General features: G+C 47.7%; 21 protein-coding genes and 1 other RNA gene. 3 read left to right on the top strand and 19 right to left on the bottom strand.

The window, feature by feature from the left end:
• Positions 1-164 precede the first annotated feature (164 nt).
• From recR to rpoE, 12 genes are all read right to left on the bottom strand, one after another.
• On the bottom strand, positions 165-764 hold the full coding sequence (recR, locus tag MLD56_RS00730; RefSeq protein WP_013308227.1) for a recombination mediator RecR: 600 nt from the start codon (positions 762-764) through the stop codon (positions 165-167).
• A gap of 27 nt (positions 765-791) precedes the next feature.
• The gene (locus tag MLD56_RS00725) at positions 792-1,103 is read right to left on the bottom strand and encodes a YbaB/EbfC family nucleoid-associated protein (protein ID WP_013308226.1); all 312 of its coding nucleotides are present in this window, start codon (positions 1,101-1,103) and stop codon (positions 792-794) included.
• Between the two features lie 43 nt (positions 1,104-1,146).
• The gene (gene dnaX, locus MLD56_RS00720) at positions 1,147-2,898 is read right to left on the bottom strand and encodes a DNA polymerase III subunit gamma/tau (protein ID WP_029514887.1); all 1,752 of its coding nucleotides are present in this window, start codon (positions 2,896-2,898) and stop codon (positions 1,147-1,149) included.
• Between the two features lie 158 nt (positions 2,899-3,056).
• An RNA gene (ffs, locus tag MLD56_RS00715) (signal recognition particle sRNA large type) lies at positions 3,057-3,323 on the bottom strand.
• Positions 3,324-3,433: 110 nt separating this feature from the next.
• Positions 3,434-3,631: a 50S ribosomal protein L31 gene (gene rpmE, locus MLD56_RS00710; RefSeq protein ID WP_013308223.1), complete on the bottom strand. Its 198-nt coding sequence runs from the start codon at positions 3,629-3,631 to the stop codon at positions 3,434-3,436.
• A gap of 157 nt (positions 3,632-3,788) precedes the next feature.
• Positions 3,789-5,060, bottom strand: coding sequence for a radical SAM family protein (locus MLD56_RS00705; protein WP_029514889.1), 1,272 nt, complete (start codon positions 5,058-5,060; stop codon positions 3,789-3,791).
• 96 nt (positions 5,061-5,156) lie between these two features.
• Complete coding sequence (rho, locus tag MLD56_RS00700) at positions 5,157-6,494, bottom strand: transcription termination factor Rho (protein WP_029514891.1); 1,338 nt, start codon at positions 6,492-6,494, stop codon at positions 5,157-5,159.
• 259 nt (positions 6,495-6,753) lie between these two features.
• Complete coding sequence (locus MLD56_RS00695) at positions 6,754-8,007, bottom strand: UDP-N-acetylglucosamine 1-carboxyvinyltransferase (RefSeq protein ID WP_029514892.1); 1,254 nt, start codon at positions 8,005-8,007, stop codon at positions 6,754-6,756.
• A gap of 226 nt (positions 8,008-8,233) precedes the next feature.
• On the bottom strand, positions 8,234-9,088 hold the full coding sequence (fba, locus tag MLD56_RS00690; RefSeq protein ID WP_013308219.1) for a class II fructose-1,6-bisphosphate aldolase: 855 nt from the start codon (positions 9,086-9,088) through the stop codon (positions 8,234-8,236).
• Between the two features lie 248 nt (positions 9,089-9,336).
• The gene (locus tag MLD56_RS00685) at positions 9,337-9,705 is read right to left on the bottom strand and encodes a response regulator (protein WP_013308218.1); all 369 of its coding nucleotides are present in this window, start codon (positions 9,703-9,705) and stop codon (positions 9,337-9,339) included.
• Between the two features lie 213 nt (positions 9,706-9,918).
• A complete protein-coding gene (locus MLD56_RS00680) occupies positions 9,919-11,520 on the bottom strand; it encodes a CTP synthase (RefSeq protein ID WP_013368772.1) in 1,602 nt (533 codons plus the stop codon).
• Between the two features lie 402 nt (positions 11,521-11,922).
• Complete coding sequence (gene rpoE / locus MLD56_RS00675) at positions 11,923-12,468, bottom strand: DNA-directed RNA polymerase subunit delta (protein WP_029514893.1); 546 nt, start codon at positions 12,466-12,468, stop codon at positions 11,923-11,925.
• Between the two features lie 404 nt (positions 12,469-12,872).
• On the opposite strand from rpoE, the gene MLD56_RS00670 reads away from it, so the two are divergent.
• Positions 12,873-14,033 carry a S8 family peptidase gene (locus tag MLD56_RS00670; RefSeq protein ID WP_029514895.1) on the top strand — a complete coding sequence of 387 codons (1,161 nt, stop codon included), beginning with the start codon at positions 12,873-12,875 and terminating at the stop codon, positions 14,031-14,033.
• A gap of 14 nt (positions 14,034-14,047) precedes the next feature.
• On the opposite strand, the gene MLD56_RS00665 is transcribed toward MLD56_RS00670, so the two are convergent.
• The 4 genes from MLD56_RS00665 to MLD56_RS00650 are packed head-to-tail and all read right to left on the bottom strand — an operon-like array spanning position 14,048 to position 19,194.
• On the bottom strand, positions 14,048-15,433 hold the full coding sequence (locus MLD56_RS00665; protein ID WP_029514896.1) for an MBL fold metallo-hydrolase: 1,386 nt from the start codon (positions 15,431-15,433) through the stop codon (positions 14,048-14,050).
• Complete coding sequence (locus MLD56_RS00660) at positions 15,430-17,100, bottom strand: ABC transporter permease (protein WP_029514898.1); 1,671 nt, start codon at positions 17,098-17,100, stop codon at positions 15,430-15,432. The genes MLD56_RS00665 and MLD56_RS00660 overlap by 4 nt, the downstream gene beginning before the upstream one ends.
• A 4-nt stretch (positions 17,101-17,104) precedes the next feature.
• Positions 17,105-18,175: an ABC transporter substrate-binding protein gene (locus MLD56_RS00655; protein ID WP_029514900.1), complete on the bottom strand. Its 1,071-nt coding sequence runs from the start codon at positions 18,173-18,175 to the stop codon at positions 17,105-17,107.
• 20 nt (positions 18,176-18,195) lie between these two features.
• A complete protein-coding gene (locus MLD56_RS00650) occupies positions 18,196-19,194 on the bottom strand; it encodes an ABC transporter ATP-binding protein (protein WP_029514901.1) in 999 nt (332 codons plus the stop codon).
• 202 nt (positions 19,195-19,396) lie between these two features.
• On the opposite strand from MLD56_RS00650, the gene MLD56_RS00645 reads away from it, so the two are divergent.
• Together MLD56_RS00645 and MLD56_RS00640 are read left to right on the top strand one after the other, a co-directional pair.
• Positions 19,397-20,290, top strand: coding sequence for a LysR family transcriptional regulator (locus tag MLD56_RS00645; RefSeq protein WP_029514902.1), 894 nt, complete (start codon positions 19,397-19,399; stop codon positions 20,288-20,290).
• Positions 20,291-20,416: 126 nt separating this feature from the next.
• On the top strand, positions 20,417-21,277 hold the full coding sequence (locus MLD56_RS00640) for a hypothetical protein (RefSeq protein WP_029514904.1): 861 nt from the start codon (positions 20,417-20,419) through the stop codon (positions 21,275-21,277).
• A 110-nt stretch (positions 21,278-21,387) separates the two neighbouring features.
• Here the strand turns inward: MLD56_RS00640 and argS are convergent, their stop codons facing one another.
• The 3 genes from argS to MLD56_RS00625 all read right to left on the bottom strand — a co-directional run bounded on the left by argS (position 21,388) and on the right by MLD56_RS00625 (position 24,487).
• On the bottom strand, positions 21,388-23,067 hold the full coding sequence (gene argS, locus MLD56_RS00635; protein WP_029514906.1) for an arginine--tRNA ligase: 1,680 nt from the start codon (positions 23,065-23,067) through the stop codon (positions 21,388-21,390).
• 2 nt (positions 23,068-23,069) lie between these two features.
• On the bottom strand, positions 23,070-23,504 hold the full coding sequence (locus tag MLD56_RS00630; RefSeq protein ID WP_080658551.1) for a YwiB family protein: 435 nt from the start codon (positions 23,502-23,504) through the stop codon (positions 23,070-23,072).
• Positions 23,505-23,596: 92 nt separating this feature from the next.
• On the bottom strand, positions 23,597-24,487 hold the full coding sequence (locus MLD56_RS00625) for a LysR family transcriptional regulator (RefSeq protein WP_029514908.1): 891 nt from the start codon (positions 24,485-24,487) through the stop codon (positions 23,597-23,599).
• Between the last annotated feature and the right edge of the window lie 130 nt (positions 24,488-24,617).

The raw sequence follows: 24,617 nt of genomic DNA, 5'->3' as shown, positions 1-24,617 counted from the left end.
CCTTATTCATACTTATTGAACAAAGGACAAACTTAGAACTAGGAACGGATCTATACTGCCATCTATCGCCAAAATAAAAAAGGAGCCGTAGCGGCTCCCCCAAGTGAGTCGAGAATGCCAAAGGACATTTCAGACTCCCTATTTATAACGTATAAATACACCTATTAATTGAGCTCTCTACGGCCTTCCAACGCTTTGGACAAGGTAACCTCGTCGGCATACTCCAAATCTCCACCCACTGGCAATCCGTGAGCAATACGAGTAACCTTGATTTCAAAAGGACGCACTAACCGAGAAATGTACATGGCCGTGGCCTCTCCTTCAATGTTCGGGTTCGTAGCTAAAATCAGCTCCTTGACGCGTTCATCACTGAGTCTATTCAGCAATTCCTTGAGTTTGATATCCTCAGGACCAATTCCCTCCATAGGAGATATCGCCCCGTGAAGCACATGGTAAAAACCATTAAACTCTTTGGTACGCTCCATAGCCACCAAATCCTTGGAATCCTGAACAACACAAATGACGGAAGTATCCCTTGTCTTATCCTGACAGATCCGACATGGGTCTGTGTCCGTAATGTTGCCGCAGACTGAACAGAAGTGAAGGTTACGTTTCACATTGACCAGCGCTTTGGCAAAGTCAATCACATCATCTTCCTTCATTTTCAGTACGTGAAAAGCCAACCGGGCAGCCGTCTTTGGCCCTACTCCCGGCAGGCGCGTAAAAGCGTCAATTAGCTTTGCAATCGGCTCCGGATAATACAATAGCGTGTTTCTCCTTTATGCAGCAGACTAGAACAAGCCCGGAATTTTCATGCCGCCTGTAAATTTACCCATATCATCATTAGCCAGTTCATCTGCTTTGGACAAAGCATCATTGACTGCAGTCAGCACAAGATCTTGCAACATTTCTACATCATCAGGATCTACAGCTTCCGGTTTGATCGTGATGGACAACACTTTTTTATGTCCATTTACCTCCACCGTCACAACACCGCCGCCAGAAGTTCCTTCGATTACTTTTCCGCCAAGTTCCTCCTGGGCTTTCAGCATTTGTTCCTGCATTTTTTTCACTTGCTTCATCATTTGGTTCATATTGTTCATTTCAATCATCTCCTTTAATGAAGTATACATCTAGACACTTGCTTTAATCTTTAATAACTACCAAATCTTCCCCAAAAAGTTGAATAGCTTCATCAATCCAGGGCTCCTTGGACTTTCCCGGCGCATCATGCTCCGGCTCTAGTTGCAATTCTTCGGCAGGCTGGTCGGAAACTCCTTCAATCGCAGCATTCCAATCCTTTTGCATCATCGTTACTAAACGATAAGGATGACCCAACTGCTCATGCAATACCTTCTCGATGACCTGCTTATTGGCAGGCTTTTCGGTAGTTTCACGATGAATATTGTTCTTAAATGCGACCAGTACACTGTCCTCTAACACAGAAACTGGCTCACCGTCCATAAACCAGGCATGAACCGTAACTTTCGCCTCTTTTACCCCTTGCAAAATCTGACTCCACTTACGCCCCGCTGCCGCGAATGCTTCGCTCGACTTCTCAGCGATATAGCGATCCAACTGGGAAGGGAGTTTGGCTGGTGCTGAAATCCGCGGAGCAGGGGCACGCCCCCCGGAAGCCTGACGGCCACCCGACGATGCCTCCTGCCCCCCTCCCACGGCCAATCCACCTTGCAGCGCGCGTTCCAGTTTCTTTTCCAGTTCAGCAAGCTGGCGCTTCAACATTACGACATCTTCCTGGTCAGCTGCAGCGTCAGAGCGTTGTGCGGTCGGCTGAGCAACAGCACCTGCTTCCCCCGGAATACTACATAGCTTCAATAGAGCTACCTCAAACAAGGTTTGGGGCTGTACGGCATATTTCATCTCGCTCTGGTAACGATTAAGGGTGTCAATCATTGCAAAGAGTTGCTCCTTGGTAAAAGCATCTGCCACTTCCTTAAATCGCTCTGGATCCAGCACTCGCTCCGTCATTTTGGTCGCCTGAGGCACCATCTTGATCATTAGCAGATCTCGGAAATAGTACAGAAGATTCTCCATGCACTTATCTGCACTTTTACCTTCCTGCATAAAGCTCTCGATCATTTGGAGCACCGTGCCCACATCTTCTTTCAGCAATGCTAAGGCAAGCTTACCGAATTGCTCGGACGCAATACCTCCCGTCATGTCCAGCACCTGCTGATAAGTAACCCGACCATCTGTAAACGAGGATATCTGATCCAAAACGCTAACCGCATCTCGCATCCCGCCATCTGAAAGACGGGCAATGTACTGCAGTGCATCCGAATCAGCCTGTATGTTCTCCTGTTGACATATCAGGTCAAGCCGCTCTGTCTGTTCTTCCAGCGATACACGACGGAAGTCAAACCGCTGGCAACGCGAAATAATGGTAGCCGGAATCCGATGTGGTTCAGTCGTAGCCAATATGAACATCACGTGTGGCGGCGGCTCTTCCAGCGTCTTGAGCAGCGCATTGAACGCTTCCGTCGTCAGCATGTGCACTTCATCAATGATATAAACCTTGTGCCGCACTTCTGTGGGCGCATATTTGACTTTATCGCGCAAATCACGAATCTCTTCAACGCCCCGGTTGGAGGCTGCATCAATCTCCTGTACATCCATGACCGCTCCGGCCGTGATCCGTTTACAGGCTTCGCATTCGTTGCAAGGTTCCGGCGCAGGTCCATGCTCACAGTTGATTGCCTTGGCCAAAATTTTGGCCGCACTCGTCTTACCTGTTCCTCGTGGACCGCTGAACAGGTAGGCATGGGACGTGCGATTTTCGCGGATGGCATTCTGCAATGTCTGGATAATATGCTGTTGTCCTACCATGTCCTTGAAAGCCTGCGGCCGCCAAGCACGGTACAACGCTATATGTTCCAATGCGCGTTACCCTCTTTCCCATTCACTTTCATGACCATTCATGGTCACTTCATTATACTATACTCCCGTCCGAATCTAAACCAGACACCTTCCAATTTATAAAACACAAAAAAACATCTTCGCAATGATTGCCAAGATGTTCTAATTACCAATATATACCGTGCACCTGTTATTGATCGTTGTGATCCGAGCGGCAATCCTGAACAGCAACTCGGGCTAGGCAACCCTCCGGCACAAGAGTGGGCCTGCTTATGGCTGCTTCCTTCCGGACCTGACCAGGTTCACAAGTACTCATTGCGGAGGACCCAGCCGTCAACATTGTGCGCAGGGACCAGCCTCACATCAACAACACCTCTAACAGGAATTCAACCTCGCTATAGCGGATTGCGAGTTACAGGGCACCGCTACCTCCCCATCTAGCACGGTGAAAATAAGTATATCTTAAGGCCGCATAAAAAGCAAATACACATTATTACAAAAAGAGCCCTCTGCAGTCGCAGAAGGCTCTAATAACTTTATAACTTGCGGTAATCCATTAGATACCGTATTTCTTTTTGAAACGATCCACGCGTCCACCAGCATCAATAAATTTCTGCTTGCCTGTGAAGAACGGGTGGCAGGCGGAGCAAATCTCCACACGCAGAGATCCTTTCACAGAACCAGTTTCAAACGAATTTCCGCAAGCACAAGTGACAGTAGTTACGTTAAATGTTGGTTGAATAGCTTGTTGCATTGAACTTTCACCTCTTTCCGCCCTGAACGTCCTATCAGTCCAGAGTTGTATGAACACATGTTCACATTATAGCACTTGAATATGAGCGTTTCAACAACTCTTTTCTGCATTCAGAAACAGCGCAAAACAGGTGTATTTCAATTGCTGTGTGACCGTTTTAGGCCTTGGCAAATTTAGGACGTGCCTGCCCTTGCGGCGGTACATGAGTGTATGAACCGATGACTACATCCGGCAGTTCCTCACGATAAATCTCAAGCATTTGCTTCATGCCAAGGATCTCACCTTGTGCAGGTGGAATCAATTCCAGATAGCTTTCAGGATCGATGTTCAAATTACGCATTTGAATCAGCCTGAGCTTAGTTCGTTTGGCAAATTCAATCATTGCCTCAATTTCTTCTTCTCGGTCAGTTACACCCGGAAAAATCAAATAATTAATCGACGTATATACACCCTGCTCAGAAGCATAACGAAGTGATTTTTCCACATTAGCCAACGTGTAACCGCGCGGCTTGTAATACGCATTGTAATGATCGTCCAGTGCACTAATGGTACTAACGCGCATCAGATCAAGACCCGCATCCACGATTCCCCGGATATGATCGCTCAATCCCGCATTCGTATTGATATTGATGTATCCCATATCCGTAATGGAACGCACCTCTTTGATCGAATCAATAATCAATTTGGCTTGTGTGGAAGGCTCACCTTCGCAACCTTGACCAAAACTAATGATGGATTCCGGTGTCTTCAAATGTTCCAGCATAACTTCTACAATTTCTTCGACGCGAGGACGGAAGTTCATTCTTGTCTGCGGAGATACGAAGCCACTGTCATCTGGCTGTTCAGATATACACCCAAAGCAACCCGCATTACAAGAATAAGATACCGGAACTCCCCCCTCCCAGCGATTCAGGAATGTGTTCGAGGAAGTAAGGCATTCGTAGCCAAGCGCACAGTTAGACAAATGTTGGTACAGCCGATTTTCGGGATATTGCTCCGTCATCCGCTGAACACCCAATTTAACTTGATGGCGGTCACAGTTTTCCGGATTCCACTTGGACGGACTGTCACTCTGCTCAGCCGTTACATAAAATGCTCCGTCTTTCCAGACTACGGCCGAATAACCGAACAAGGGAAGCTTGTACTCCTTATCGGTCTTCACATATCCCGGCAGGCACAAGCGTGTAAAACCTTGCGGCAATAAAGCCCCTACTGCTTGCATATCTCCGGGAAGAGAAACCATTTCCCCTGTTTCAGGGTTCATACCGACCGGGCGAGTGCTGGGCAGGCTTACCAATGTAGCTCCTTCCGGTAACGGAATAAGCTCATCCTCCATGATTTCAACAATCATGTCTGCACTACGTGCAAGCCCATACAAAGAAGCATGATCATATACATTGCCTTTTTCGTCGGCATACACCAAATACATTTTGGAGCTCCTTTCGCTCCGTTAAGCCTACGCCATTAACAAAATGAATGATAACGACTGTGTACTTACGGAACAGATAAAATACATGAATGGGTTTTAGTTGGTTGAGGCCGGGACTGAGGCTGTGGTAGAACGCGTAGTTCTCCGTTGTTGCCCACCAGAACTGCTTTGCGAGCCACCGGAAGAAGGTGCCGCCAAATCAAACGAAGCCAGAAATTCAGCATTAGTCTTGCTATTACGCAGCTTTTTGAGGAAGCCTTCCACAAAATCATGGCTTTCCGTCATATTTTTACGAATGGCCCAGATCGTATCCAATTCTTCCTTGTTCAACAACACTTCCTCACGGCGTGTGCCGGAACGACGAATATCAATCGCAGGGAAGATACGACGTTCTGCCAGCTTGCGGTCCAAATGCAACTCCATGTTGCCTGTACCTTTAAACTCTTCATAAATGATATCGTCCATGCGTGATCCTGTATCAATCAGAGCTGTAGCAAGAATCGTCAAGCTACCGCCTTCCTCCACATTCCGAGCCGCACCAAAAAAGCGTTTTGGACGGTGAAATGCCGCCGGATCAATACCCCCACTCAAAGTACGACCAGAAGGAGGAATAACGAGATTGTACGCACGAGCCAAACGCGTGATGCTATCCAACAGGATGACAACATCCTTTTTATGTTCTACGAGACGTAGCGCACGCTCCAACACGAGTTCTGCCACTTTGATGTGATTTTCAGGAAGTTCGTCAAATGTAGAGGCCACAACTTCACCTTTAACAGAACGCTGCATATCGGTCACTTCTTCAGGGCGTTCATCAATCAACAAGACAAAAAGCTCGATCTCGGGATTGTTGGTAGAAATGCTATTGGCAATTTCTTTGAGGAGAAGCGTCTTCCCAGCTTTGGGAGGTGCTACAATGAGTCCGCGCTGTCCAAGTCCGACAGGGGCCAGTACATCCATAATTCTCGTAGACAAATGGTTGGGGGAAGTTTCAAGGACTAATTTGGTTTGCGGATACAGTGGAGTCAGTGCAGGAAAGTGTAGCCGCTCAGCAGCTTGCTCAGGACTTCTTCCATTGACGGCGTTAACTTGAAGCAATCCAAAATATCGTTCATTCTCTTTTGGCGTTCGGCACTTACCGGAAACAAGATCGCCTGTTCTCAAGTCAAACTTGCGGATTTGTGAAGCAGAGATGTAAATATCTTCGGTACTCGGGAGATAATTGATCGGCCTCAGAAAGCCGTAACCTTCAGGAAGGATTTCCAGAACCCCTTGCATAAACATCAATCCGCTCTTCTCAGCTTGTGCACGCAGGATAGCGAAAATTAGTTCTTTCTTCTTGAGCGTTCCGTAGTACGGGATCTGGTATTGCTTGGCCAGCTTGTACAGGTCGGTCAGCTTCATTTCTTCCAGATCGGAAATTTGCAGATCCATATAATAACCACCTATTCAATTATTAAGTCCATTCATACATCTAAATGATAGACAATGATATCATAAACACCATTAACATAATTTTAACCAAAACAAATAAAGTTATGCAGCCATCTGCCTGGATTATACCGAATTATTCCGGTTTTCCGATAATTGATTGTTAGGTATGAACCACAATCTTTTATCAAGCAGCGGCTGCACAGGTGTTGCCCGTTCTATCGCTTTCGTTCCGGGAGTTCGAAAAAATTGCACGGCTTAATTATTCAGTCTGCCGCCATACATCCGCGCCCAAAAGACGCAGGTTAGAGACAAGGTGATCATAACCACGGTCAATGTACTCGACACCCGTCACCTCGGTTACGCCTTCGCTTACTGTAAGTCCAGCAATGACAAGGGCCGCTCCGGCGCGCAGATCTGCCGCTTTTACTTTAGCTGCATTCAATCGACCACCCTCTATAATGGCAGACCGACCTTCTACGCGAATTTTAGCCCCCATACGCACCAGCTCAGGGACGTGCTTAAAACGACTGCTGTACACAAAATCGCTCAATACACTGACACCCTGCGCTTGGGTAAGCAAGCTGGTCATGGGAGATTGTAAATCTGTGGCAAATCCAGGGTATATCAAGGCTTTAACGTCGACATGTTCATAAGAAGGTGCACCCAGTACGCGAATACTTTCATCATATTCCTCGATACCGATGCCCATTTCCTGCATTTTTGCAGTGAGAGCCTCCATATGTTTGGGGATTACGTTGTCAATCAATACATTTCCACGGGTTGCCGCAGCAGCAATCATGTATGTGCCCGCTTGTATACGGTCAGGTATGATGGAATGACGGCAGCCATGTAGCTCCGACACACCTTCAATTCGAATCGTCTCCGTACCGGCGCCTTTAATAATGGCCCCCATAGAGTTTAAAAGGGTTGCTACATCTATAATCTCAGGCTCTTTAGCCGCATTTTCGATAATTGTGGCGCCTTTGGCACGTGCTGCCGCCAGCATAATATTAATGGTAGCGCCTACGCTGCTAACATCCAAGTAAATCTTGGTTCCGCGCAGTTCTTTGGCGTGCAAATGAATAGCGCCGTGCTCGTTCGTAACCGTGGCACCCAGCGCTTCAAAACCTTTGATATGCTGATCAATGGGCCGGGGTTCGAAATTGCACCCTCCTGGCAAACCGATGATCGCTTCCTTGAATCTGCCCAGCATGGCTCCCATCATATAATAAGAGGCTCGTAATTTCTTAACAGGCCCATTCGGCATAGGAATGGATTTAATAGAGGATGGATCTATTTTCATCTGGCTACCTTCCCAGGCAACCGTTGCACCAAGTTCCTCCAGTATCTCGGAATACACCGCCACATCACTTAACAGTGGCAAATTGTCCAAAATGACTTCCGACTCTGCCAGAATGGCTGCGGGAATCAAGGCGATGGCACTGTTTTTGGCACCGCTGATGGAAACTGTACCCTGAAGCGGCCGTCCACCGGTGATCATCAATTTTTCCATAAGCTTGAGGGTCCCCCTACGTGTTTTGCAGTCGGTCAAACAATAATCTCAAATCAAAATTTTTAACTTTTTTAGTGGTGAAAATGGAAAGACACCGGCTAAGCGGTGTGCTTTCCATACCAAACTATTCAACTGTACAGATTTAAGTATTTTGTGCAGCAGAACTACAGCTACAACTAAGAAATACATCTAGCCTGTGCAGACGCACGACCAGTTTAACTTATTATTACGCTTTGTTGTTGGAACCGAACTCACGAATTTTACCGATAACGGTTTGTTTAATCGCTTCACGACCTGGAGCGATGAATGTACGTGGGTCATAAGCATCCGGTTTCTCAGCAAGCACTTCACGAACCACTTTCGCAAATACGATTTGGTTCTCAGTGTTTACATTGATTTTGGAAGTTCCCAAGGAGATTGCTTTTTTAATGTCATGTGTTGGGATGCCAGTACCACCGTGCAGAACGAGTGGAAGTTTGATTGCATTGCAGATCTCTTCCATTTCTTTGAATCCGAGGTTTGGCTCGCCTTTGTATGGTCCGTGTACGGAACCCAGTGCAGGTGCCAGTGTATCGATACCTGTTTCGTTAACGATACGCAGACAGTCGTCCAACTTAGCGTACATTACGTCGCCGACAACATCATCCTCTTGACCGCCAACCATTCCAACTTCAGCTTCAACAGAAACGCCTTTGGAATGAGCATATTCAACCACTTTTTTCGTTGTAGCAATGTTTGTGTCGATTGGGCTGTGGGAATCGTCAATCATAACGGATGTGAACCCAGCGTCGATAGCTTCTTTACATTTTTCAAAGCTGGAACCGTGGTCCAAATGGATCGCAACCGGAACGGTGATTTTCATGTCATGAATAAGACCTTCTACCATTTTAACTACAGTGTAGAATCCGCCCATGTGACGTGCTGCGCCTTCAGAAACACCCAAGATTACTGGGGATTTTTCTTCTTCAGCAGCGCCCAAAATAGCTTGAGTCCACTCCAGGTTATTAATGTTGTATTGACCTACTGCGTATTTTCCTTCGAGTGCTTTGTTCAACATGTCTTTCATAGATACCAATGGCATGGTTACAGTCCTCCTAAAGGTGTTTGGGTTTGTCTATATTTTTAGCCGACATCACATACGGGCTTATTATACCACAACCCATGTTAAATACTAAACAAGCTTTTGCATATCAACACATACAAAAATCACGCTCAGGACGCCGTTTTTCGATAGAATTGTATAAGGAGAGGATTTACTTTCAGTATTTCCCATAATCACAAACAAAAAACCCTGCTGTGTTAACAGAGTTCTCAACCACCGTGACTCACCTAGTCACCTCTGAGTTGTTTGTTCACAGCAATCCGCATTTCGTCAATATCAAAGGGCTTGGTAAAATGCATTAGCGCACCTAGCTCCGTCGCCTCTTTAATCATGTCCAGTTCTCCATATGCTGTCATCATAATAACCTTGATATCGGGATTCATGGTTTTTAGATGTTTCAGAATTTCGAGTCCGTCCATACCTGGAATTTTCATATCGAGCAGAACCAGATCAGGTGGTTCCTTCTCAACAATTTCAAGTGCAATTTTCCCGTTCGCCGCCTGAAAGGTCTCATAACCCTCACTTCCGAACACTTCCATCAGTAAAATCCGTATTCCATTCTGGTCATCGACGATTAATACTTTCTTCTTTTCCAATGTTTTAACCTCCTAAGATCTTAAAACGAGGATCATGCAGCTATTGCCATAACAGCGTCCGATGACGTACAATATCCGTCCCATACCTAAAACTATATTCGCTCCTGCAAAAAGAAAATCCTTCTCTAATACATAATTGTGGAATATTCTTTCATAATCAGGAAGCATGGGATAAAAAAAGACCTCCCGTAGGAGGTCTTTCAAGCCGTAGCATTAACCTTGAAGCTGCAATGCTGCCTTTACAAATTCACGGAACAAAGGCTGCGGACGATTCGGACGGGAAGTAAATTCCGGGTGGAATTGTACCGCCAGGAACCACGGATGCTCAGGGAGCTCCACGATTTCCACCAAGCGTCCATCCGGTGAAGTACCGGAAATGCGAAGACCCGCTTTTTCAATAACTTCACGATATTCGTTATTGAATTCGTACCGATGACGGTGTCTTTCGTACACCAGCTCGTCGTTGTAGCAAGCCGAAGCCAGGGAACCTTCCACCAGTTTGCATGGATACAAGCCAAGACGCATCGTACCGCCCAGATCTTCGATGTCTTTTTGGTCGGGAAGCAAGTCAATGACAGGATAATCCGTTGCCGGATTAATTTCCGAGCTGTTGGCTCCTTCGAGACCAGCCAGGGAACGTGCAACCTCAATGACAGATACCTGCATACCCAGACAAATACCGAAGAACGGAATTTTTTGCTCCCGTGCATAACGGATAGTACTAATTTTGCCTTCAATTCCGCGATCGCCGAAGCCACCTGGTACGAGAATGCCGCCAATGCCGCCCAGCATGTCAGCTACGTTCTCGTCCGTCACTTCTTCAGCGTTCACCCAACGGATTTTTACGTCTGCATTCGCATCAAATCCAGCGTGCGAAAGTGATTCAACCACACTTAAATAAGCATCATGTAATGCAACATATTTACCAACAATAGCAATTTCAACCGTTTTATCCAGCTTGCTGATTCGATCAACTAACCCTTCCCATTCGGTCATATCTGGTGCAGGTGTTGTCAGCTTGAGATGGTTAACTACGATTTCGTCCAAGCCTTCTTCACGTAGGTTCAACGGAACCTCGTAGAGGGTTGAAGCATCGCGGCATTCTACCACTGCATTCGCATCAATATCGCAGAACAATGCAATTTTAGCCTTCATATCGGAGGACAGTTCATGCTCTGTACGGCAAACAATGACATTCGGTTGGATGCCGATGCTGCGCAGTTCTTTTACACTGTGCTGGGTTGGCTTGGTTTTAACCTCACCAGCAGCTTTAATATAAGGAATGAGCGTTACGTGAATATACATCACATTTTCGCGCCCAACTTCGCTTTTGAGCTGACGAATAGCTTCCAAAAATGGCAAGCTCTCAATATCGCCCACAGTACCGCCGATTTCTGTAATAATTACGTCCGAACCCGCTTCACGGCCTGCACGGTACACGCGCTCCTTGATTTCGTTCGTAATATGAGGGATAACCTGCACCGTACCGCCCAAATATTCTCCGCGACGCTCTTTGCTGATTACGCTGGAATATACCTTGCCTGTTGTGACATTGCTGTTCTTGGACAGATTAATATCAATAAAGCGCTCATAGTGTCCCAAGTCAAGGTCCGTTTCCGCACCATCATCCGTTACAAACACTTCACCGTGCTGGTAAGGACTCATCGTACCCGGATCGACATTCAGGTAAGGGTCAAATTTTTGAATCGTTACCTTCAGTCCCCTGTTCTTCAAAAGCCTCCCCAGTGAAGCTGCCGTAATCCCTTTGCCCAAGGAAGACACAACCCCGCCTGTCACAAAAATATACTTTGTCACTGTTCAAAACCCTCCTAGATAAGATGCAAAATTCAGGCGACATTATGATGTTATCGTAACCCGTTTGCACGGATTATCATCCATGAAGAAGGCAGCGGAATCATTTTCCATGTCCGCCGCCCTTAGCCTTCTTTCATGAGTGAAAACACCCCTATAAAAAACAAAAAAGCACTCCCGTAGTACGGGGCACTTTTATAAAAAAAGCAAACATATAAGTGAATCAATCATAAGCCCAAGCAATAGTTTACCCCGTGTCCAATCCGCTGTCAAGGAAGTTATATGTGTTAATTTGTCCATTGAACCAGATTGGAGAGAATCCACCTGAAAGCTTTAAATCAGAAGAGGTTTTCAATAAAACGGTCATGAAAAAGGGGAGAACGCATCTCCCCTTGCAGCCTGTTCCTAACGAAGTGAATCGTCGTCTTCCGTCGACTCATCGTCATTTTCATCTTCTGAATCTTCCTCATCACTGAGGTCCTCGTCGTCTATAACCACGTCTTCATCACTATCATCATCATCTTCTCCGTCGAACAGCTCGTCTTCGCCGTCCTCGTCTTCGCTATCTGCATCGAAGTCGTCATCAGAGTTGTATGTTTCTTCTTCATGATAGTCATCTTCGTCGTCATCGTCTTCGTCGTTAATAATACGAGGACGCTTGGCGCCTGTCAGGGCATCTTCGGATTTATCTACCGGATACCAACGTTTCAAGCCCCACAGATTCGTACCGACACAGGCAAAACGCCCGTCAATGTTGATTTCAGTATATAGCTGAGCAATAACGTCATTAATTTCTTCGTCAGACAAGCCGCGCAATTTGGCGACTTCCTTCATCAGGTCACGGTAATAATATGGAGTATTGGCTGCTTTCAATACCATAAATGCCAAGTCCACCATTGGAGTCTCGTGGACTTTCTCCGGGTCAATCTTCAAGTTGAGTGGGGTACTCACCTAGGGACACTTCCTCTCACACGTAATTCACAAGAACATGTTTCAGAGCATACACGATACATGCAATACTAACATATCCATTATCAAAACTAAGTAAAACCTATTTGGAAGCAAATTGCAAGTTAAAGATGGGTATCGTCATAATTTCCAGGAATATCCCCCTAAACAAGACGGCACACGTAAAAAGACGGGGTCCCCCCCGTCTTCGACTGTACCCGCTTCGGGAGAACCCCCCAAAGTTGTTGCACAAGAGCTTATGCCCTCCATGTATCGTATGTGTCCACATCCACTTTGACACGACAAGCAGGCCTATTTACTTAAAAAAGGGGCAGGTTTCCCATGCCGCAGCTGACGCTTGCTCATACTATACCTCAGCATGGCTCATCGGAGGGGGACCGTCTCAAATGGACTATCCGGATTTTTTGCAGCGTTTGCATGAGGGTATTTCGGAGCCGTCCGGCAGTGGACGGAACAAACAGATTATCACGTTCGATAAGCCTCACCAATACCGGGAATGCCTGTCCTATCTCAGGAAGCTGAAACCCGAGCTTGCGGGATTACGGCAAGTACAACCGGCCAGACTAATCCGTGCTTTAATCGCTCCGCTTTCAGGGGGAGACAGGCTGGGCAAATATCACAACGGTGTTACCGTTGAAGAAGATACCCGCATGAAGGTTCACGCTGAAACTGCTCATATACCAAAAGCAGAGAAGAACCTTTCCATGCCATGGGGAGTCAAACAGGTACGTGCATACAAGGCTTGGCCTTCCTCGACAGGGAATCGGGTCAGAATCGGTGTGATCGACACAGGAGCGGATTTTCAACATCCTGATCTTCGCCATTCTCTCGCCAGAGGTATTAATTTGCTTAACCGAACCATGCTACCCTATGACGATAATGGCCATGGTACTCATATTGCTGGAACTATCGCGGCGTCCAACTATGACGAAGGTATGGTGGGCGTAGCACCACGAGCTTTAATTCATCCCGTAAAAGCATTTGATCATAATGGAGCCGCCTACGTCTCCGATATCATTCTTGGTATCGACTGGTGTGTATTAAATCGTGTCGATATCATCAATATGAGCTTTGGTATGAAGTCGCGCAGCAAGGCATTACTTGATATGGTGAATAAGGCATATCATAACGGCATCGTCGTTGTAGCGTCCTCAGGAAACGAGGGCAAGCGCCGAAGTATTGACTACCCCGCCCGCTATTCCCAGACGATCTCAGTGGGGGCTACTGACAAATACAGACGCATTGCACCTTTCAGCAACCGAGGGCAATTTGTAGACGTGTACGCACCTGGCGAAAAGATCACATCCTCCTGGATCCATGGCAAGCATCACGAAATGAGTGGTACCTCTATGGCTACTTCCCATGTGACCGGAAGCATCGCACTTCTCCTTTCACTGAGGCCGGAACTGGGGCCTGGAGAAATCAAGGCGTTGCTTAAGCGTACCGCCACACCACTACGCCTGCGCAAAAGCGCTGGACGTAGCTCTATCTCGACCAAACTTGGCGAAGTCGATGCCTTCCGGTTGATGCAGGAGGGCACAAAGTGAATGATGATGTGATACTAAACCTCTAGTGTATCGCCTGGCTCCAGAGAGTGAACTTTTCTGGAAGGACCTTCACATCCACTATTTTCTTCTCTTATCAACTCATCTCGTACCAGGTCAGTCTGCAGCTTCGGCGCATGAACGAGTACAACCTGTTTGCTAGGCAGCTCCTTCAGCATTTGCCGCACATCTGATAATCCCTGATGCACCTTATAAATCAAATGCCGAGCTACACAGCTGTTATTTTGATCCACACGTTCCAACAGATATTTGCCAAAAGAACCATGTGGAGCATGCCCGGTCAATATAACACTGTTGCTGATTCTTTCTCCGCTATCATTACCCTCCCCCATGTTGCGGTTATCCGATAGATACTGATAGTACCAGCGCGCCTGTGGGGAATCCATCATGCCGTCTCTTGTTATGATAATAGCCGTTGGGTTCTGTTCCAGCAGACTCACTCGTTCCGCAGCATCACGAGGCACGAAGACCCTGTCACTGTTTAGCACATGTTTTATTCGCGCTAGAGCTTCCGGACGCAGCCATTCTTTCCAGCGGTTTAACTGTTTCAATCCCTGCCATATGTCGTGCTCTACAATCATTGCCTGTTCAGGGAATTGCTCACTAGCCCATACAATCAAGTCCTGTCCTCTGCCAAAGGCAGGCACCGGCAACAACACATGGCCACCAGACCATAATATCCGCTCCATCTCGACCCTCAGCCGCTCCAGCTTAACAGGCTGCGGGTCTATATCCATGCCATACGCATTGTCCATAATGGATATGTCCGCTAGATTGGGCTCTGACTTCCATTCAGGCAGGTCATGCAGCCCCTCCCCAACACCCAAGTCTGGCGCATCGGCAGCAAGAAGCTCAGATTCGCGGCTGTAATCTCCAGAAAAAAACAACCGCTTCCCTTCCATTTCTACCACATACCATACTGCACCAGCCAAATGTCCACTGCGTCCCCACATGATTCTCATACTCGGACAAGCCTCAAGCCATTCTCCTGCTGGCGCCTCATCTTCTAGATAGCGATAAGCAATGGATTGGATGTTCTGTTCGTCGTATGGTAGTTCTGCTCCTCTTGATTCAACATAAGTATGCCAGGAGCGAAAATAGGAGCCTAACTGCTCAGCAGTGGCCTTGGTCGTCCAGACCTCCCCCTGGTATCCATACTTGTACAGTAGGGGGAGTGCCATGGAATGATCCTCATGTGCATGAGACAGCAATACAGCGGTCAGTCTCTCCGCCACCTGCGGTGGGAAAACCGGATATTGTCCGGTTCCTTCCTTTTTCACGCCACAATCCAGCATGACGCGATGCTGTTTTCCTTCAAAAACATAGCAGGAACGGCCATGTTCGCCCGCCCCTCCCCAAATCCTAAGCTTAGTCATGATTATTTCCACTTTCTTCGCGAGTTTAAGCTTTCCATTAAGATCAGTAGCAACGTGGTCATTCCGACCGATATGACAGCCATCGCCATCCCAAGCGACACCTGTCCCTGTTCAAATTGTGCAAATATGTAGGTTGCTGACGTCTGAACGGATGGTGGCAAAATCAGTAATGATCCTACCAATTCGCGTGAAGCAATGGTAAATGTCATCATCCAACCAGCGAGCATTCCCGGTACAATCAGCGGCAGTACAATCCGGCGGAATATATAAGACAGTCGCCCGCCAAATACCTGCCCCGCCTGAAAAAGGCCAGCGTCCACCTGTGTAAAGACGCTTTTGACATACTGCACAGTATAAGGAACAAACAAGATAACATACGTCAGAATGACCATGCCGTATGTGTTATACAATGGAATCGGCATCCATGGTGAGTTCCACCACAAAATCAGGCCCACCACCATAACAATTCCCGGCACCGTATTCGGAAGCAAACTAAATGCATCAACCGTCCGTTGGATTCTTGTGCGTGAGCCGCCAATGACAAGTGCAAACCAAGTGCCCAGCACCACAGCAAGCGTCGATGCGCCCAAAGAGAGAAATACGCTGTTCAGGAGCGCCTCCATACTCTCTGATCCCCAAGACAGCAGTTCCTTGTAAGAGTCGAGCGTCAAATTATCCCAGGCAAGTCCCATTCCCCTCAGCTTCATCGTCGAGGCTGAAAGAATTGAAAAATAAGGAATGCCAATGGACGCAATGAGCAACAATAGAATGAATGCAACACTCAGCCCCGTAGTCCAACCGGATATACGAAGACGGGACGGACGCGAACCTTTACCACCTACCAGCCTATACGTAAACTTCCGGTTGATCACCGACTGCGCATACCACATGAGCAGGCAGGCGGTTAACAGCACCGAGGCCATCGACGTCGCCTTGCTAAAATCTATGGGCCAGCTAGAAATGTATTTGTGGATTTCTGAAGTCATGACCTCATACCCGATACGTCGCCCAAAGGTAGCGGGGGTGCCAAACTCGGCAATCGTTTTAACGAAAATGAGCAGCGCGCCCATTCCGTAAGCCGAAAGCAGCAGCGGTAAAATGATTCGACGGAATCTGTACAGAAAGCCGCCGCCCATTACGGCACCCGCCTCCTCCAGACTCCCGCCAATCCTCACCAGCGCCCCGCGCAGCAGCAGGTACAGGAATGGAAATAGATGTAGGCTCATGATCATCACCATGCCACCAAGGCTAAAGAAGGATGGCGTTAAGAAATACAGGTCCGGGAACAACTGCTCCAGATATCCGTTTTTTTGCATAAACAGAATCCAGCCCATGGACCCGATATAGGGCGGGGTCATAAACGGAATTAGCAGCACGACATCCAACCAGCGCCAGTGCGCAAGACGAGTGTTGGACATGATCCAGGCTAGCGGAAGTGCAAGTACCGTTGTTCCTGCAATCACACAGATACCTAGCCAAATCGAGCTGAATAGCACTCCCGCAAATGGTGAAGCAGCTAACGTTCGAAAAGGTGCATCCCACTGAAATTCTTCATCAACATACACACTTTGGATAAAGATTTGCAGCAACGGCATCACAATCAAGAAAAGAAGCGCGATCAGAGCCAGCGTCAGACACCACGCTCTGATGTGTTTAACGGATAAGCCTCCCATCGGCTTATTTGAACATTTGCGTGAACTTCTCTGTCACGTCTGATCCATGTTCGCCCATCCATTCCCAATTGGTCTTCAGCAATGGGATCTCGTCCAGATTGGCACGCTTGTCAGCTTTGATATCCGTGCGGCCCGGGAGTAAGGAGGCATCCGCTACTAGTTTCTGTGCGTCGTCCGACAACAGATAGTCAATAAATGCCTTGGCATTCTGCTCATGCTGCGTTGACTTGAGAATTGCAGCAGGACGTGGGCTGATGACGGTTCCCTCTGTTGGATAGACGATGTCAATCGGCTCGCCTTTGGCTTTAGCCTTGTAGGTCATGTAATCGACCGCAGCAACGACTATACCTTTAGCTCCGGTAATCACGGGGTCCAGCGCTTCCTGATTGGCACCAGCCATGGCCACACCGTTTGCCTTGTACTGCTCAAACAACGTCCAGCCTCCATCGCCCTTGGCGCTCAGATAGCCTGTCATAAAGTCCAATGCTGAGCCGGACAGTGATGGGTCGGGGATGTTAACCTGATCCTTGTACTCAGGCTTCGCTAAATCGGCCCATGAAGTTGGTGGTGTTTTCACCAGCTTTGTGTTATACGCAATGCCCAGAGCAGAAGCACTGGTACTGAAGTAGTTGCCCTCCTTATCGGACCAGTCTGGATTTAGCTTGTCCGCGTTTTTGGCATCCGGGTAAGGCAGTGTTAGTCCTTCCTTTTTCAAGCCTTGTACAGACGGAAGCGATGCCAGCACAACCACGTCCGCTACCGGATTCGTCTTCTCGGCTTCCATACGGGCCAAAATTTTTCCTGTCGTTCCCTGAAACAACTCTACCTTCACTCCGCTCTGCGCCTCATATCCTGCTATCAGCTTTTTCGCCAGTCCATCCGGGCCTGCGCTGTAGACCACCAACTTCTGATCGGTGGATGCCGCCTCCGCTTGTCCTGCTGATCCATTAGCTGGCGCCCCATCCTTGGTTGGCGTTGCTGTTCCGCAACCCGCCACAGCGAGTCCAAAAGTCAAGGTTAATGCGAGCATCGTCCCTTTTTTCCATCCTGTACGAAAAACATGCCTATTCATCATCTTATATATACCCCTTTTCCTTATGCTTCAAGTTGGTGGATGTGTTGCGGTGATACCCAAATGTGCATTTTCTCGCCAATCGGCAAGCGGGTGGAGTGATATGCAGTCCATTGCTCACCGTTCTCGGCTAGTATACGAATTTCATAACGATCGCCGACATAGCTGACATGCATGATCTCTACTGTAAAAGCGTGCTGATCCGCTTGCTCCTGTTCCCAACGGACATGTTCAGGACGAAACAGTGTCCGTTCCAACTCCAGCCAGTTGGATTTGCCGATAAACCTCGCCACCTCTGGATGAGCTGGGCAACCGTAGATCACCTCTGGTGTTCCGGTCTGCAAAATATGTCCATTTTTCATAACAACCACTTCATCAGACATGGACATGGCCTCGATCTGATCATGGGTGACATATAGGGCGGTCAGCCCCAGATCGCGCACAAGCGACAGCATCTCAATGCGCATCTCCTCCCGTAGCACCGCATCCAGCGCACTGAGAGGCTCGTCGAACAACACCAGTCGAGGCCGGATAGCAACCGCTCTTGCGAAGGCAACCCGCTGCTGCTGACCACCGGATAGCTGATGAGGATACCGATCCTCCATCCCTGACAATCTGACCATGTCGAGCGCCTCCAGCACCACTGTCCGCAGTTCCTTGTCTCGGGCGCTGGCAAACCCTTTCCCCCGCTTGCCCGCACGCAGGCCGAAGGCCACATTTTCAAACACCGTCATATGCGGCCACAACGCGAAATCCTGAAAGACCATACCAAAGTGGCGGAGATGCGCGGGAATATCCTTTTTGCGTTCAGCCGAAAAAAGAATTTCCTCTCCCATCGTGATTGTGCCGGTATCCGGTGTCTCCAGACCAGCAATCAAGCGCAAGAGCGTTGTTTTCCCACATCCGGACGGTCCGAGCAGTGTTGTGAATTTACCCCGTCGTACGACCAGATTCGTCTCATGCAGCGCTGTTATTTGGCTGAAGGTTTTACTTAATCCGTGAATATATAGATCCTGATTCATCGCATTACCTGCCTGTTCTTCTGACTGACCCCAGTGTAAAACTTGAATTCGCAACCTGTGTTATTGGAAAGTTAAAACAAAATTAATTATTTCAATGAATTGTGTTAACACTCATAGATTTAATCTATATAGAGGGGATTGATGCTGCTACCCATACAAATAGGCATGATTGTTCAATTAACCTGAAAGCGAGGCATTCTAAGTGAATTTAAGTCTTCTAAAGTTACATATTGTAGAACTGCTGAATAAGCACCATAAAATTACCACGGTCGCCGAGCTTCTTGGCCTAAAGCAACCCACTGTTACTTTTCATATGAAAAATCTGGAGCGTGAATTCGGCGTAAAGCTGTTTGACACACGCATGGGCAAAATCATCCTGACGGATGCTGGAAATGCGCTACTGCACTATGCCAGCAAAATTAATGCACTGGCTGCCGAAGCTGAGCGAGTCGTCCGCGAGTTCGATACGCTCCAGCGGGGAAGCATACGTATTGGCGCAAGCTATGTACCCGCTACCTACTTGCTTCCTGCTGTGTTGCACCGCTTTGCCCGTGAGCATCCGGGTATTCACATCGCCTTGTCTGTGAAAACTGCGCCCGTGATCAAGGACATGCTCGCTCGTCACGAAATTGATCTTGGCATCATTTCGGCAGAGCCGTTTCAATCCCCAACGCTACTCTCAGAATCCTTGGGCGAAGATGAACTGATGCTCATCTGCTCACCCACTCATCCGCTCGCCAACGAAACCGATTTGACACCCGAGCTTATCGCTTCTTCCTCCTTCGTATTACATGGCAAGGATTCCAGCACACGCCACGTGACCGACAAATGGCTGGAGCGTGGGAGTCGGCGACTTCCCTCCTATCTGGAGTTGGATTCACTGGAAGCCATCAAACAGGCGGTTATGCTGGGAGAACACATCTCCTTTGTATCTCGCATTGCCGTTCAGTCAGAGGTTGAGCGGGGCTTACTGGTTGTAAGACCTATTCCGGGGCAGTCTGTTGAGCGGTATATTTATATGGTCAGCAACAAAGACCGCCATCGCTCGGCGCTCATTCACAGATTCACCGAATATTTATCATGGAACCAAGATTAAATCTTACCTGTCATATAGAAATTATGTCTTTTTTTTACCGGAGTACCCTCGTGCTTTGACATACGACTGACAATACACCCGTAAAGTGTAGCGTGTAACCTATTCGGACGAACAGGAGAGGATGAAATGAAAACAGGCCTTCGTATCACCCAATTGATGTCGGTAGTAACTCTGAGTGCAGTACTGCTCGTAACAGGATGGAAAGGAGCAGAACCGGTACAAGCTGCCGCCAATGCCACACCAAGCTATGAGGTGAAGCTACTACTGGATACGGCTCAGGTGCTCAATGCGGATGGCTCATTAAAAAGTGGCATCGTGAACGAGTTTCAAATTAGCGACGATGCACAACGATTGAGCGTCGAGTATTTTGATACAAATTCATTGCAATTAAATGACGAGGGCTGGAACGTGAGGTTTCGCAAAAAAGAGGACAAAAAAAATTATGAATTAACCTACAAAAAGCGCTATACGGTCACAAATGGAAATATCGACGCGGCGCTCACCCAAGCGAATAAAGAAGGGTTCAGCGCGTCTGATGATAATTATGAGGCTGAGGTGGATTGGGGATACAGCAAGCAAACACTAAGTTTTTCCAATGATAAAAAAACAAACGCCTCCAAAGGATTGGCTCTGCCTTCCCCAGATCAAGCATTAAAGCAACTACAGGTTAATCTTCCGGGCAAGCTGCAAAACTGGAAATCCAGCAACTGGGGCAAGAAAACTCTGGCAGACTCCAGAGTACGCGGTCCGGTACAGGTCAGCAAATATGAAGGTAGCTTTCAGGGACTGGATACCGACGTTGAAATATGGCCTATTCGCAGCGCAAACGGATCAGGTACAGAAAATATTATCGAAATCTCCTTCAAAACCTCGGATTACAGTGTTGCCGCCAGCAACCGCACCAAGCTGATGAACCTGTTGCAATCCAAAGGATGGCTGGTTCCCGCCGATTCCCTGAAAACGAATTTGGTACTGGAACGCTACTAAGCTAATCCAACATAAAAAGGAACCGAGGCGCCAACCTGTTGAGAGTGGCGCCTCGGTTCCTTTTATTATTATTTATATGACTACAAGGTCATGATGTTAAAGTTGCTTGCTTACATACGTTCCGGTGCAGACACGCCCACTAGCTTCAGTACGTTGGCAATGGTCGTGCGCACCGCACCAAACAACGCCAAGCGTGCCTGCGTTTGAGCGGCATCCTCTGTAATGACGCGCTCTGCCTTATAGTAGCTGTGGAACAATGAAGCCAGCTCGTAGACATAGCGAATCATACGGTGTGGTGCAAAGTTTGCAGCCGCCACCGATACTTCCTCCGGCAGCTCGCCGATTTTGCGGAGCAAATCGTATTCATGCTCAGCCGTCAGCTTGGACAAGTCAACTTCTGCCAACGGCAGCACAGCAATCCCCTGCTCTTCAGCTTGACGATATACGCTGCATGCACGTGCGTGCGCATATTGTACGTAGAATACTGGATTCTCATTGGAAGTGGAAATCGCCAAATCCATGTCAAAATCCAGGTGCGAATCCATGCTGCGCATAGTGAAGAAGTAACGGATCGCGTCTACACCCACTTCTTCCATCAGATCTTCCATCGTCACGGCCTTGCCAGTACGTTTGGACATTTTTACTTTTTCCCCATTTTGGAACAAGCTGACCATTTGGGCAATCAACACTTTAAGCTTATCCGGGTCATTACCCAGTGCTTCCATTGCTGCCTTCATCCGTGGAATATAGCCATGGTGATCCGCTCCCCAAATGTTGATGATCGTGTCATACCCACGAGCATATTTATCGCGATGGTAAGCGATATCCGGGGTCAGGTACGTATATGTACCGTCATTTTTGATCAAGACACGGTCTTTATCGTCGCCGTACTTGGTCGTATTCAGCCATGTAGCTCCGTCCTTCTCGTAAATCTCTTCACGGTCACGCAGCTCATTCAGCGCTTTAAGCACTTCACCATTTTCATACAGCGACGTTTCGCTGAACCAGGAGTCAAAAGGTACACGGAACAGCTCCAGATCACGCTTAATCTTGTTTAGTTCCTTTTCCAGACCGTAGTCACGGAAATAAGCAGCACGATCTCCCGGTTCCATGGACAACAGAGAATCGCCCTTTTCAGCCACCAGTTCCTTGGCAAACCCGATGATATCCTCACCATGGTAACCATCTTCCGGCATCTCCGCAGGCTGTCCCAGCTCCTGCAAATAACGCGCTTCAATAGAGCGGCTCATGTTGTAAATCTGGTTGCCCGCATCATTAATATAGTATTCACGAGTTACTTTGTATCCGGCAAAATCAAGCACGTTGCAGAGAGCATCCCCTACGGCTGCACCACGTGCATGACCTAAGTGAAGGCTACCTGTCGGATTGGCGCTGACAAACTCGATTTGTACCTTTTTGCCTGCACCTTCCTGTATACGCCCGTAATCTGCCCCCTGCTCCTGCACTTGTCCAATGACTGCATACAGGTAGCTCTTGTTCAGGCGGAAGTTAATAAAACCCGGTCCAGCGATTTCCGCACTTTCAATAGAAGCGGAAGCTAAATCCATATTCGCGATTAAGTCTTCAGCGATTTGCCGTGGGTTCTTCTTCGCAATGCGGGTGAGCTGCATCGCAGCGTTGGTAGCCAAATCACCGTGTGACTTGTCCTTGGGCACCTCCAGCGTAATGGTCGGCAGCTCTTCGCGGCTCACGATTCCGGCAGCCAGCACCGCCGCCTCAATTGCTGAAGTCACCTTTTGATTAATAAGTTCCAGTGGATTGCTTGTCATGATTATTGCTCCTCCTGTATATGCAAACTGATGGCAAAATGCCCCGAGAAATCCTCAAATACGTACAGATCATAGGTCCAGCTCACATGCCCGCTGAATCCATCCATCCGAATATCGAGCTTCTGCGTATGCGCAGACATGTTCAGGTTTAAATAAGGCGAGCGGTAAAATCCAGGCAACCTGCGTCCCAGCGCAAACGACTGCTCTGATTGTACCTCACCGTGACGAATCAGCTTTAGCTCATCCGGTCCGATTTTGACTGTGTTCCGTGTCGTACCGCCCTCAGGACTTTCTTGCGGCTCATCGTACCTTATATATAGATGCTTCCCACGCACAATCGCTTCTCCGGGAAGTTCCTGTACCACATCTTCTCCGTCATGATGACTATGAAGACGGATTCGGACCTTTGCATTATGTGGCATGTATTCAAACTCCATTCTATTGCTATCCTACTGTACTACTATATCCAGTTCCCGATTGCAATTCAAATGAGTTTTTACAAAAAGATGCTTTCATCCAAAAAATTTAGCTACCTTAAGTCAGCTCCATCAGATGCTTGGCTAAAACTTTCAATGAATCGAGAGGCTAGAGAAGACATGTATTTATCCTTCATCCAGACAGCCGCCACACGTGTATGCAATTCTTCACACATAATTTCCTTAACGATTAACTGGTTATTGCTTCCGAGTGACAACGCAGACCGCGAAATCATACCGATCCCCAACCCTTCATTAGCCCAATGAAGCGTGGTGCGAGCATCATCGTTTTTGCAAAAGAAATTTGGCTCAAAGCCATGCTTTATACAGGTATCGTGGATCAATTGTTCAAAGCGGCGATAAACGATGAGCGGCCTGTTTTTCAAGTCAGACAACGGGATGGTCTTCTGTTCGGGGTTCCAGTCATGTTCTTCTGTCATCACTGCGATCATCGGTTCGGAGGACGCATATCTGCACCCTAAATCAGTGGTATTAAAAGGGGTTCTGACGATACCGACCTCGACAATTCCTTTGTTCAAAAGATCGAGAATCCTAAAGGTATTTCCCTCATGAATTTCAAATTTTACACCCGCATAGGTTTTATGAAATTCGGAAAGCCTGTCTTTCATTAGGGCTGCGCCGGAAGAGGAGACCGTTCCAATGGTAAGCGTACCCTTCATCCCCAAGGCAAAATCGTTAATTTCTCTCGTTGTGGCATCTGTCAGCTCCAGAATCTGCTTGGCCCTATTCTGTAAAATGATGCCGGCCTCCGTCAACTGGATGCTTCGTGAGCCTCGATGCACGAGCTTTACACCAAGCTCTTCCTCCAGTTGCATGAGCTGCTGACTTAAGGGAGGCTGTGCGATTTGCAGCTTTTTGGCTGCCGCTGTAATCTGTCCGGCCTCTGCGATCGCCAAAAAATACTTGAGATGTCTCAATTCCATCATTATGGCCCTCCGGTACTGATATATGTAAAACCTATACCTCTAATATATATTAAATATTATTCATATGGTTGGGGATATGACATAATCAAATTCAGATATGCTATTGCGGCATGAGGCTATATACATT

Source organism: Paenibacillus peoriae (assembly GCF_022531965.1).
Taxonomy (GTDB): Bacteria; Bacillota; Bacilli; order Paenibacillales; family Paenibacillaceae; genus Paenibacillus; species Paenibacillus polymyxa_D.
The sequence above is the reverse complement of the archived record's forward strand: the minus strand, read 5'-3'. Positions and strand labels throughout refer to the sequence as shown.

Coding starts and splice junctions, on each gene's coding strand:
- argS (WP_029514906.1), bottom strand. CDS start 23,067: ATGACAAGCAATCCACTGGAACTTATTAATCAAAAGGTGACTTCAGCA.
- MLD56_RS00650 (WP_029514901.1), bottom strand. CDS start 19,194: ATGAATCAGGATCTATATATTCACGGATTAAGTAAAACCTTCAGCCAA.
- MLD56_RS00625 (WP_029514908.1), bottom strand. CDS start 24,487: ATGGAATTGAGACATCTCAAGTATTTTTTGGCGATCGCAGAGGCCGGA.
- MLD56_RS00705 (WP_029514889.1), bottom strand. CDS start 5,060: ATGTATTTGGTGTATGCCGACGAAAAAGGCAATGTATATGATCATGCT.
- MLD56_RS00725 (WP_013308226.1), bottom strand. CDS start 1,103: ATGAACAATATGAACCAAATGATGAAGCAAGTGAAAAAAATGCAGGAA.
- fba (WP_013308219.1), bottom strand. CDS start 9,088: ATGCCATTGGTATCTATGAAAGACATGTTGAACAAAGCACTCGAAGGA.
- MLD56_RS00655 (WP_029514900.1), bottom strand. CDS start 18,175: ATGATGAATAGGCATGTTTTTCGTACAGGATGGAAAAAAGGGACGATG.
- MLD56_RS00695 (WP_029514892.1), bottom strand. CDS start 8,007: ATGGAAAAATTGATGATCACCGGTGGACGGCCGCTTCAGGGTACAGTT.
- rpmE (WP_013308223.1), bottom strand. CDS start 3,631: ATGCAACAAGCTATTCAACCAACATTTAACGTAACTACTGTCACTTGT.
- rho (WP_029514891.1), bottom strand. CDS start 6,494: ATGGATCTGCAAATTTCCGATCTGGAAGAAATGAAGCTGACCGACCTG.
- MLD56_RS00630 (WP_080658551.1), bottom strand. CDS start 23,504: ATGGAGTTTGAATACATGCCACATAATGCAAAGGTCCGAATCCGTCTT.
- MLD56_RS00640 (WP_029514904.1), top strand. CDS start 20,417: ATGAAAACAGGCCTTCGTATCACCCAATTGATGTCGGTAGTAACTCTG.
- MLD56_RS00660 (WP_029514898.1), bottom strand. CDS start 17,100: ATGGGAGGCTTATCCGTTAAACACATCAGAGCGTGGTGTCTGACGCTG.
- MLD56_RS00670 (WP_029514895.1), top strand. CDS start 12,873: ATGGACTATCCGGATTTTTTGCAGCGTTTGCATGAGGGTATTTCGGAG.